This window comes from Planctomicrobium aquicomposti (genome assembly GCF_051466325.1).
Classification (GTDB): Bacteria; Planctomycetota; Planctomycetia; order Planctomycetales; family Planctomycetaceae; genus Planctomicrobium.
On the sequence record NZ_CP195792.1, the window covers coordinates 4296781 to 4308691 of the forward strand.

Sequence of the window (11911 nt, forward strand, 5' to 3'; positions counted from 1 at the left end):
TGAAAGACCCGCCATGACTTCCCCAGTCCAGTTCAACTTTCAGAACAAGCTCAGCCGTCGTACAGTCCTCCGGGGAGCCGGTGTGGCTCTCGCGGTGCCGTGGCTGAGCGCCATGTCTCAGGCGTTTGGAGCCAGTTCCACACAGCGGGCGCCGCAGCGGTTCGTCTCCTTTTCGCTCAGCCTGGGGCTGCATGCCGAGTTCCTGAATCCGGAAGGAGAAGGTCGGAACTACAAGCCCTCCCGCTACCTGCAGTCGCTGCAGGACATTCGCGAGAAGTTCACGGTGGTCTCCGGGGCATCGCATCCCGATGTCGCGGGGGGCCACCGCGCAGAGGCCAGCATTCTGACCGCCGCTCCCATGAGCGCTTCGGCTCAGACCCGCAACACCATTTCGCTCGATCAGTATCTCGCCAAGCATCTGGGAACGGATACCCGCTTCCCTTCACTGGTGCTGGGCCTCAGCTCGGCGAGCCCGTCCTACACCGAGAACGGCTCGATGATCCCGGCCCTGACCTCGCCGTCTGCCCTGTTTACAAAACTGTTCGTCAACGAGAACAAGGAAGAACAGGCGCGACAGCTGCAGCGAGCCCGGGAAGGCCGGAGCATCATGGATCTCGTGGCGGAAGAAGCAGGCTCGCTGGAACGGAAACTCGGTGCCGGGGACCGTGATCGCCTCGATGCCTATTTCACCAGCGTCCGTGAACTGGAAAAGCGGATGATGGAATCTGAAGAGTGGGTCAGCCGGCCCAAGCCGAAAGTCGACGTCAAGAAGCCGGTCGACATCAATGACCCCAACGCCCTCATCGAACGTCAGCAGCTGATGAGTGACATGATTCATCTGGCCTTGTCGACCGACTCCACGCGGTACATGACCTTCCACATCGGGGGTGGGAACAGCAAACTTGACCTGCCGGGTGTGACGATGGCCTATCACGGTCTCAGCCACCACGGGATGGACGAAGAGAAACTCGAACAGCTCGCCATCGTGGAGCAGGCCATCATCAACTGCTGGGCCGATTTCCTGCGCAAGCTCGACAAGACTTCGGATCACGGTGGCTCCCTGCTCGACAACACCTCCGTGCTGCTGACGAGCAACCTGGGCAATGCCAGCAACCACAGCAACAAGAATATGCCCGTGCTTCTCGCCGGGGGTGGCTTCAAACACGGGCAGCATCTGGCCTTTAACAAGACCAGTAACTACGCTCTGCCCAAGTTGTTTGTCTCCGTGCTGCAGCAGAATGGGCTCGAAACCGATCAGTTCTCGACCACCAAGGGAACGATGACCGGACTCGAACCGGTCAAGGTCTGATCGCAGTCCATGTCGGTTCTTCCCGCGTATTCCGGTGCGGGAATGAACCGGCGGTGATCCGCCCGGGGACGCCCCGGTCTCAATGCATGCAGCGTCCATCCCGGCAGGTTCCCCACACCCTCCGCCAACCCAGTGAACATCACGACGCTGGGTTGACAGGGCCGCCAAAGAGTGGTTCAACTCGTCCGGACTGAGGCTGCGGCAGGTGACCGCTCCGCAATGTTCCAGAGGCGGCTTCCTCCCGGAAATCTCCAGTCCAAGAGGCGTCGCGACCGAAGATGTCGGGAGAGGGCTCCGCAGCTGACCCCGGCACTGTCCAGCAAACGACCTCGTCTCCCCCGCTCGTCCCTCTGAAAACAGGATTGACCATGTTCCGACTCGACCGGCGTAATTTCCTGCAGACGTCACTCGCCGGGCTGGCAGCCTGGAGTTCCGTGTCGTCCAGTCATCTGCTCTGGTCCGCAGAGTCGATCCACGACGGCTATTATCCGCTCCGGCCACACGATGCTCCCCCCGCCTTCAACGGGGGCAATCCGGATACCCTGTTCCTGACCTGGCAGCGCGATCCGACGACCACAATCGTAGCCACCTGGGTCGCGACAGAACTGCCGGAAGCCGATGCCATCATCCATGTCGCCAAGGTCGGGTCGACCAAGTGGAAGACCTTTAAAACCCGGCGGCGAAATTATCCGGTCCCGGGGCTGTTCGTCTTCAGTGCCGAGGCTGAGGGGCTTCGGCCGGGCACCCAGTATCTCCTGAAGATCGGCAGCGGAAGCGAAGAGCTGCGGTTCCAGACAATGCCGGACAAGCTGACCAACACCTTCCAGTTCATCTCCGGCGGGGACAGTGGACCCTCCCCGCTGGCAGAACTGAGCAATCGGGTGGCAGCCAGCCAGAATCCGATGTTCGTGCTGATGGCGGGGGACATCGCCTATGAGATCGCCAGCAACAAGGCAAAACCCTGGGCCAACCTCGAGTTCCTCAAGCACTACCGTCGGGATCTGATCGATTCCGACAAACGCCTGATCCCCATTGTCCCGGCCATCGGAAACCACGAAGTGATCAAGGTGGATGACATCGCCCGGGCCCCCTTCTTCACCGCGCTCTACGGAGATCTTTACGCCGAGAAGACCTATGCCACGCTCGACTTTGGGGATTATCTCAGCCTGATCCTTCTGGACACCGGACACATGGCCCCCATCGCCGGCGAACAGACCTCGTGGATGCAGCAACAGATCGCCGATCGCCAGGACCGACCGCACGTCATTGTCGCCCAGCATGTCCCTTCGTACCCGTCGTTCCGCACCCTCGAGGCGAGCGGAGTCGAAAGCCGCGAACACTGGGTCCCGCTGTTTGAGAAATACAACGTCGACATTGTTCTGGAGCACCACGATCACACCTTCAAACGCACGCATCCCCTGAAGGATGGGCTCGCCACCAAGGGTGGCCTGGTGTACCTCGGCGATGGCTCGTGGGGGGCACTGCGGGCTCTCAAGGAAGCGGAACTGCGGCCCTATCTGGCGACAGCATCGTCCAACAATCACGTCACTCTCCACCGGTTGGAAGGGGACAAACGCTTCCACATGGCCCTGACCCATTTCGGCCGGGTGGTCGACGTCTGCACCACCGAAAAGCGACCACGGCACCGCATGGGGCGGGGAGCTTAAGACAGCGTCAGAATCCGTTGAGAGGCGATTGCTCTTGCGGGTGCCCGCGCAGCAGGCGTTCGTCTGATGAAATGCAGACTTCCGCCTGGCGAGGAAGGGGGAATCAAAACTCCAACGGCCCGATCCGTTCAAGCGGCTGCAGGATTTCGACCTCTGCAGCCGCTTTCCCGTTGTGAAAGACTGGCACGTCGAACAGAGACTAATGCTCCTTCTTCTGCATTCCCGGCGAGACTTCTCTCCGACCGCCGCGGCGCGAGTCCTTCGTTTAATGGTCCGCTCCTTCCGGGCACTGAAGGACATCAAGGTCTCCCGTCACGTTTTTCATCCGCGTTGACTCAATCAGCGGAGAACGTCGAGAGTTGCATGGGCGAATCTTGACGCAACATGAACACTTTGTTCAAATGTGTTCATGTTAACCCATGAGCGACATCAGAAGATTCTGAAGTATCTGCAGAAGCGCCCGAGCACGAGCGTCCTCCAGCTGCAGGAGCAATTGGGGGTTTCCCGGTCCACTCTGCGGCGTGATCTGGTTGAGCTGGCGGAACAGGGAGAGATTGTCCGTGTGCATGGCGGTGTCGTGCATCGAGACTATCTCGCGGGCGAGCCCTCTTACGACCGGCGAGGTCGCGAAGCCCTGGCCGCCAAACGCCTGATTGCCGAAGCGGCTGCGAGCCTGGTTCCGCCGAACTCGACGGTTTATCTCGACGCCGGGAGCACCTGCGTGGAACTGGGTCGGCGACTCGCTCTGCGCGATGACCTGAAACTCTTCACGCATTCCGTGCGACTCCTGATGGAAATCCACGACGCGGCGGCACAGATCACCTGCGTCGGGGGAGAATACCGCGCTGTCAGCCAGGCACTGGTCGGGGGACTGGGGCTGAAGTGGCTGGATCAACTGCGCTGCCAGTTCGCCTTTCTGGGCGCTTCCGGGCTGAGTGTCGCAGATGGCGTCAGTACCACTGAGATCACCGAAGCGGGAATGAAACAGAAGATCATCGAACGCTGCGACAGCACGATCATTCTCGCCGACAGCCGGAAATGGGAAACACCGGCCGCGGTGCAGTTCGCTCCGTGGGAACAGGTGGACACGTTTATTACAGAAGAACTCGAGAACCGCAGTGCCCTCTCGACATTAAAGGACAGTGGCACGACCGTTTTGATTGCCCGCTGAATTGACCTTTTTTTACTTATTCGAATCGCAAGTCTACGCAATGAAATCTGCCCGTCTGCAACGCCTGTTTCACGCCAAATCCGGACGCCTTTTCGACGTCGCCATCGACCACGGGTTCTTCAACGAACTCCCCTTCCTCAGCGGATTGGAAGACATCTCCGCCGCCGTGCAGACTCTCGTCTCCGCCGAGCCGGATGCCATCCAGCTGACCGTGGGGCAGGCCCGCCACCTGCAGGCCATTCGCGGCCGCCAGAAGCCGTCGCTGGTGCTGCGAACCGATGTCGCCAACGTCTACGGCAAAGAGCTTCCCCGCTCGCTGTTCAGCCGGATGATCGAACAACCGGTCGTGCAGGCTCTGCGGCTCGATGCCGCCTGCGTGGTGGTCAACCTGTTTGCCATTCCGGGCGAACCGGAAGTTGCCGATCAGTGCATCCAGAACATTCTGAAGATCAAGCCCGACTGCGACGCGTTCGGCATGCCGCTGATGATCGAGCCGCTCGTTTTTCAGCCCAATGCGAAAGCGGGGGGGTATATGGTCGACGGCGATGTCAACAAGATTCTGCCGCTGGTCCGACAGGCGGTCGAACTGGGAGCCGACATCATCAAGGCCGACCCGACCGATGACCCGGGCGTTTACCACCGTGTTGTCCAGACCTGCGGTGATATCCCCGTGCTCGTTCGGGGAGGGGGCAAGGTCAGCGACGAAGAACTGCTGGCCCGCACCGTCGAAGTGATGCGTCAGGGGGCCGCCGGAATTGTTTACGGTCGCAATGTCATTCAACACCGTAACCCGGCCGGAATTACCCGGGCCCTGATGGCCATCGTTCACGACAACGCCAGTGCGGCCGAAGCAGCCCGCCTGATCCAGTAGTTCCGAGTTCCTTCTCCAATTTTCAGATTCCCCCACAAACTGGCCAGCGTGCCAGTGAGCAGTCCGGGAGAACCGGCCCCCACTTCGGGGTCAGTTCTTTCGGGCATGACTTTTCAGCCTCAGAAGCTCTGCTATGCAAACCCGTAAAGTTCTCCGGTTCGGAATCATCGGCTGTGGACTGATGGGACGCGAGTTCGCGTCCGCCGCCAGCCGCTGGTGTCATCTCCTCGAGATGAATGTGGAACCCAGAATCATCGCGGTCTGTGATCCCAATCCGCAGGCCACCGAATGGTTCCTCAAAAACGTCCCTTCCGTTCAGCGGGCGACCACCGCCTATAGCGAACTGCTGGACGACGATGAGATTGACGTCATCTACTGCGCCGTCCCGCATCACCTGCATGCCCAGATCTACTGCGACATCATCGCCGCAGGCAAGCATCTGCTGGGCGAGAAGCCGTTCGGGATTGACCAGGCAGCGAATCAGGAGATTCAGGCGGCCATCGCCGCTCATCCCAACGTGGTCGTGCGGTGTGCCTCGGAGATGCCGTTCTTTCCGGGTGCGTATCAGATTTCTCAGTGGATCGAGTCGGGACGATTCGGTCGCATCATTGAAGTTTCCAGCGGTTTCTGGCACTCCAGCGATCTGGATCCAAAGAAGCCGATCAACTGGAAGCGTATGAAAGAGTTCAACGGCGAGTACGGTTGCCTCGGCGATCTGGGAATGCATGCCCTGCACGTTCCCCTGCGATCGGGCTGGCAGCCGGCCAACGTCCGGGCCCTGCTTTCCAACATCATGACCGAGCGGCCGGGGAGCAATGGGCAGAATGTCCCCTGCGAAACCTGGGACAACGCCACGCTCGCCTGCGAGGTCGACACCGGCGAGCAGCAATTCCCCATGCTCATCTCCACCAAGCGGATCGCCCCCGGCCATGCGAACACCTGGTTTCTGGAAGTTTACGGGACCGAATTCAGCGCCCGCTTCTCAACTCAGTTCCCCAAGCAGCTCTGGTCACTCCCCTATCAGTCGGGGGGAGCCCAGTCGTGGCATGTGGTGGACGCTCCTCACAAGTCGGCCTACCCCGTGATCACCGGCGGCATCTTTGAATTCGGTTTCAGCGACTCCATCCTGCAGATGTGGGCTGCTTTCTGTGACGAGCTGCACAACGGCCGTGACGGGATGAGTCAGCGGTTCTACTGTGCCACGCCGGAAGAAGCAGCGCAGACCCATACGCTGTTTACCGCAGCCCTGGAATCGCAGGCCACAGCCTCCACGGTTTCCCTGAATGAAGGGGGAGTGGCAGCCAGTTGACATCAATGACTCTTCCCCTGGTCCCGCGAGGATGAGACTCGAACGAGGCGGGCACGACACACTCTCAGTGGGGGGAGGCATTGCACGAGAGCAGACAAGATTGACGAACCTCCCGCCACGAGCCGTGGCAATCGATCTCCGCGGAGCGGGGATTCAGACAAGACGCGCCGGTGGCCACAGGATGGTCGGAATCCGCGCGAGGCCCGTTTTCCGTTATCCGAAGCTTACGGAGTCGAATTTTGTCGGTGGTCCCTCCCCCGATCGTTGTCGCCGGCCACATCTGTCTGGATGTCATTCCGGAGTTTGCCCCGGGCGGCTCGTCGCAGGCTGCCGCCTTTCGCCCCGGTGATCTGATCCACGTCGGCCCGGCACTCACTGCAACAGGGGGTGCGGTGGCGAATACCGGTGTCGCTCTGCATCGGCTGGGCGTCCCGGTGCATTTGATTGCCCGCATCGGACAGGATCTGTTCGGCGACGAGATCCTCCGCCTGCTCAATGCCCAAAGCCCCACCCTGTCGCAGGGTCTGGTCCGACTCGCTGGAGAGACGACCAGCTACACCATTGTTCTGAGTCCGCCCGGGGTCGACCGGACCTTCCTGCATTGCCCCGGCTCAAACAACACATTCGGCCCGGAAGATGTCGAGGTCACCGACATCCGGCAGTCGAATCTCTTTCACTTCGGCTATCCTCCGTTGATGCGTCGCATGCATCAGGAGGAGGGGCGTCTGTTGGAAGAGTTGTTCCTCAAGGTCCGCGCAGCCGGTTTGACGGTTTCGCTGGACCTCTGCGTCGTCGATCCCCAGTCCGAGGCGGGCCGTTGCGATTGGCGACGACTGCTCGAGCGGGTCTTGCCCAGCGTCGATCTGTTCTGTCCCAGTGTCGACGAACTGCTGTTCATGCTCGATCGCCCCCGTTACGAGCAGATGCTCCAGCAGAGCGGCGGACGATTCCTGCACCATGTGGATCCTGACCTGCTGCGACAGTTGTCTGACGACTGCCTGCGACTGGGGGCGGCAGTGGTGCTGTTGAAGCTGGGAGATGCAGGCCTCTATCTGAGGACCAGCGCCGATCGTCACCGCTTCGATTCGATGGGCCGAGCGACGCCACGTGACCGGGAAGCATGGCTCAATCGCGAGCTGCATACACCCTGCTTCGAAGTCGATGTTGTCGGCACCACCGGTTCGGGTGACTGCACCATCGCCGGGTTTCTCGCGGCACTCCAGCGGGGAGAATCTCCGGAGCAGGCGATTGTCAGTGCCGTCGCGGTCGGAGCAGCCAGCGTGGAGGCGGCCGACGCCAACAGCGGCGTTCCCGCCTGGAATGTGCTCTCAGACCGCATCCAGCGCAACTGGCCCATGAAACCCTCCCGCTTGCAGAAATTACCGTCCACGCCTGTGGCGACAAGTCCCGGTTCCTGACCCCGCCCCACAGCACCTGCGTTGTCCTTCCATCGTTGCAGGATCCACCATGAAGCCCGCTGATCACCCGCTTCCTCCGCAGACGATTCTGAATTCACCGCCAGGTCGCGAACAGAGAACGGAGCCTCGATCGATGTCGCCGCTCTCATCACTGGTTGTCGTGCTGGCCCTCATCTGCTGCGGACAATGGGCCACTGCTGAGCCCGCGGCCCCATCGGGTTCGGCCGGTCCACTCACTCCGGCGGAGGCGCTGCAAAAGTTTGTCCTGCCCGCCGATTGCCGCATTGAACTGGTGGCTGCGGAACCGGACGTGATCGACCCCGTCGGCATGGCCTTCGGCCCCGATGGAAAGCTGTGGGTTGTCGAGTACTCCGATTATCCGAACGGCCCCGATCCCTCAGAACCGGGGCGTTCGCGCGTGCGGGTCCTGACGGACACGGATCGCGATGGCCGTTACGAGAATGCACAGCTGTTTGCCGACAAACTGCGATTCGCCAACGGTCTCCTTCCCTGGCGCGACGGCGTGCTGGTGACAACAGACGGCCGGGTCCTCTTCCTGCGCGATACCGATGGCGATGGACGCGCGGATGAGGAGCAGGTCTGGTTCGAAGGCTTCGCCCGCGAGAACCCGCAGCTCCGTTGCAGCTACCCCACCCTCGGACCCGACAACAAGATCTATATCGCCAACGGACTCCGGGGTGGAAAGATCGTCCCCGGTGCAACGAATCCGTGGGGACTCGATCCGTCGATGGAGCCCTTGTCGATTTCCGGCATGGATTTCCGCTTCGATCCCCTCACCGGCAAGTGCGAAGCCATTTCGGGCGTCGGTCAGTTCGGCCTGACCTTCGACGACTGGGGCAACCGGTTTGTGTGCGATAACCGCCACCCGTGCAAGCAGGTCGTGCTGGAAAACTCTGATTTGAAGTGGGTCCCCTGGCTGCGGACCGAACAGGTCTATTACGACGTCTCCCCCGCCGGTGAGCATTCGCGGCTGTATCCCTTGTCGAAGGCGTGGACAACATCGCTGTTGCATGCCAATCAGTTCACAGCGGCGTGTGGTCTGCTGATCTATCGCGGACAGGGATTGGGGAAGGATTACTACGGCAACAACTTCACCTGTGATCCGACCGGGAATCTGGTGCACCGGGACATCCTCGACCCCCGCGTCACAACGTTTTCATCGCATGTGGCTCACGACGGGCAGGAATTTCTGGCATCGCCCGATGAATGGTTCCGGCCCGTGGCCCTGGCACATGGTCCCGATGGGGCGCTTTACATCTGCGATATGTACCGCAAGGTGATCGAACATCCGGAGTTCATGACCAACAACATGAAGCAGCGTCCCGACCTGCTCGACGGAAACGACCGGGGACGCATCTGGCGGATCGTGGCCAAGGCCAATTCCGCAGGGTCCAAACCCGCTGCCCCGACCAATCTTGCCGACCTGTCGACGGCAGAACTGGTCGAACAACTCGGTCATGAGAACGCCTGGCATCGCGACACCGCCCAGCGCCTGCTACTGACCCGCAATGACCCGCAAGCGGTCGCGCCGCTGCAGAAGTTCGTCAGCACGGGAGCTTCGGGGGACCAGTTCGGCACGGCCGCCGCGCTCAGCCTGCTGCAAACGCAGGGGGCCTGCTCCTCCAGCATGATTCGCGCCGGGCTGAAGAATCCGGTCGGGGCTCGTCGCGCCCTCGATTTGAGCGTGCAGCAGGGAAGCTTCTCCAGCCAGTTCGAAGACAAAGAGGCCCTGCTACTCGGTGTGATCGCCGGACTTCTCGAGGGCAACACTCCCGCACGGCAGGATCCCCAGTTGCTGTCGCAACTCCTCCTGAAGACACGTTGGCAGAACTGGGCTCCCCTGAGTGACAACGACACTCCCGAGACCTCTCCTCGTCTCGCGATTCTCCAGGCGCTCGGGCAGTTTCAACACGAACCGTTCTTCCCCGCCAGTCTTGTGATCCACGCCGGCGACGATCTCGCCAGTCTGACGCAGACGATTTTCCTCGCGCAAAGCGGAAATCAGTACCCCCTGACCGCTCCGCCCAGTCTGGACTGTGTCCGCTTCTTCAGCGAGGCCCTCGCGCGCAAGAACGACTCCGCCGAAATCGGCAGCTATCTCGAGACCGTTTTCGCCGGCGAAGCTTCCCCCGGATTCACCGCAGAAAGTGCCGCGTTGACCGGACTGATGCGGGGCTGGCGACTGTCACCCGCCGAATTCCGAAAGCTCCTGACACAGGCCTCACCTGCGGTACGTGACCGACTCCAGACCGGTCTCGCGGAGTTGCAGGGACTCTTCTCCGCCGGGGGAGAAGACGCCCGCGAGCGGATTGCCGATCTTCAGCTGCTGCAGCTGGGCGATCCACAGCAGGTCATCCCCTTGTTGCAGAAACTCGTCCTCGATGGCGACAGCACGCTGACGCCGCAGGTCATTGAAGTATTGAGCTTCTGTGCGGCCCCCGCTTCCGACAAGGCACTGGTGGAACTGTTGACTGTTCCTTCGCCGCAATCCCGTCGTCAGGTCATCGCCAGTCTGGTGACTTCCCCTGCGCGGATCGGCTTACTGCTCAACGAACTCGAAGCCCAACGGATCTCGCCGCTCGAGATCGATGTCGGCGCTCAGAAACGCCTGGAGAACCAGAAAGATCGGGAGTTGAAAGCCCGTGCGAAGAAGCTGCTGACGGTGGCTGCTCCCGCGGACCGGGCGGAGGTGATTGCCCAGTACGAGAGCTGTTTGAATATTGCGGCGGACCCGCAGCGAGGGCGCCTCGTGTTCGAGAAGAACTGTTCCATGTGCCATCGGATCGGTGCGGTCGGCGTGAATGTCGGTCCCGACATCTCCGACTATCGAAACAAGCCTGACAGTTTTCTGCTGACGAATATTCTCGATCCCAACCGGGCCATCGACAACAACTACTTCAGCTACACGGTCTTCGATACCTCCGGACTGGTCCACACCGGTGTGCTGGGAAGCGAAACGGCAACTGCCATTACGCTCAAACAGCCTGAAGGCAAGATGGTCACCATTCCCCGTCAGGATATTGAAGAGCTCAAGAACAACGGCATTTCACTCATGCCCGCCAACTTCGAAAAAATCCTTTCTCAACAGGAAATGGCTGACCTGATCCGGTACATCCAGGACTGGCGTACACTCCCTTCCCCTTAAGCTGACGGTCAGAACGAAAGTCCCCGCGAGGGACACAGGCCCTTGATCGCCCCCCCCTTTTACAACCCTCAGGAGATGACATGCGATTTGCGCTGCCCATGTTGCTGGCTCTGGTTCCTCTCATCGTTCATGCAGAACAACCTGCCCCAGCGGGCGCACCGATTACTCCGAAAGAAGTGATCAAGCTGTTCAACGGAAAAGATCTGTCCGGCTTCTACTCCTGGTTGAGCACGACCGCCTACGACGATCCCAAAGAAATCTTCAAAGTCACGGATGGGCAGCTGCACATCACCGGCGAAGAGATCGGATATCTGGCGACGCGTGACTCGTTCCGAGATTACCGGCTGATCGTGGAATTTAAATGGGGCCCGCGCACCTGGGGTCGACGCAAAGACCGGACGCGCGACAACGGCCTGATCGTTCATTGTCTCGGTCCTGATGGGAGCCATAGCAAGACCTTCATGGCCGGAATTGAAGCCCAGATCATCGAAGGGGGAGTGGGAGATATACTCGTCGTGGGGGGCAAGGATGAAGCCGGCAACAAGCTGGACCTCAGCCTCACCTGTGCGACCGGTAAAGACCGCGACGGCGAGAAAGTGTGGGACAAGACAGCCCCCCTGCAGACCCACACCGGCGGTCGCATCAACTGGTACGGCCGTGATCCGGATTGGGCCGATGTTCTCGGCTTCCGGGGGCCCGTGGATGTCGACAGCCCGGTCGGCGAATGGACGACAATGGAAGTGGTCTGCGACGGCGGGCACATCACGATTTTTGTCAACGGCAAGCTGGTAAATGAAGGCTTTGATTCCAAGCCTGACGAAGGGCGGATTCTGATTCAGTCCGAACTGGCGGAGATCTTCTTCCGCAAGGTTGAGCTGCATCCGCTGAATCAGGCGGACAAGAAGAACGTGGACCAGGGAAAGTAACGGCCCAGCCGATCCGCGCCGAATGCCGGCTCGTACGGACATGCAAAGACTGTTTCAGCACCCAGAAAGGCCGA

Annotated in this window: 8 protein-coding genes; all 8 read left to right on the forward strand. The window is 60.7% G+C overall.

The features are described from left to right. The first annotated feature begins 13 nt into the window (after positions 1-13). The 8 genes from SH664x_RS16610 (at position 14) to SH664x_RS16645 (ending at position 11837) form a co-directional block, all read left to right on the forward strand. Positions 14-1309: a DUF1552 domain-containing protein gene (locus tag SH664x_RS16610; RefSeq protein WP_437202781.1), complete on the forward strand. Its 1296-nt coding sequence runs from the start codon at positions 14-16 to the stop codon at positions 1307-1309. A 368-nt stretch (positions 1310-1677) separates the two neighbouring features. Beyond that, positions 1678-2976, forward strand: coding sequence for a metallophosphoesterase (locus SH664x_RS16615; protein WP_437202782.1), 1299 nt, complete (start codon positions 1678-1680; stop codon positions 2974-2976). 409 nt (positions 2977-3385) lie between these two features. Beyond that, entirely contained in the window at positions 3386-4147 is a 762-nt protein-coding gene (locus SH664x_RS16620; RefSeq protein WP_437202784.1) for a DeoR/GlpR family DNA-binding transcription regulator, read from the forward strand. Positions 4148-4187: 40 nt separating this feature from the next. Further along, positions 4188-5018, forward strand: coding sequence for a class I fructose-bisphosphate aldolase (locus tag SH664x_RS16625; RefSeq protein WP_437202785.1), 831 nt, complete (start codon positions 4188-4190; stop codon positions 5016-5018). Positions 5019-5151: 133 nt separating this feature from the next. Next, complete coding sequence (locus SH664x_RS16630; RefSeq protein WP_437202786.1) at positions 5152-6327, forward strand: Gfo/Idh/MocA family protein; 1176 nt, start codon at positions 5152-5154, stop codon at positions 6325-6327. Positions 6328-6572: 245 nt separating this feature from the next. Then, positions 6573-7745 (forward strand): carbohydrate kinase family protein, encoded by a 1173-nt coding sequence (locus tag SH664x_RS16635; RefSeq protein WP_437207249.1) that lies wholly within the window; start codon positions 6573-6575, stop codon positions 7743-7745. Between the two features lie 133 nt (positions 7746-7878). Next, entirely contained in the window at positions 7879-10911 is a 3033-nt protein-coding gene (locus tag SH664x_RS16640; RefSeq protein ID WP_437202788.1) for a PVC-type heme-binding CxxCH protein, read from the forward strand. 80 nt (positions 10912-10991) lie between these two features. Continuing rightward, the gene (locus SH664x_RS16645) at positions 10992-11837 is read left to right on the forward strand and encodes a 3-keto-disaccharide hydrolase (RefSeq protein WP_437202790.1); all 846 of its coding nucleotides are present in this window, start codon (positions 10992-10994) and stop codon (positions 11835-11837) included. Positions 11838-11911 lie beyond the last annotated feature (74 nt).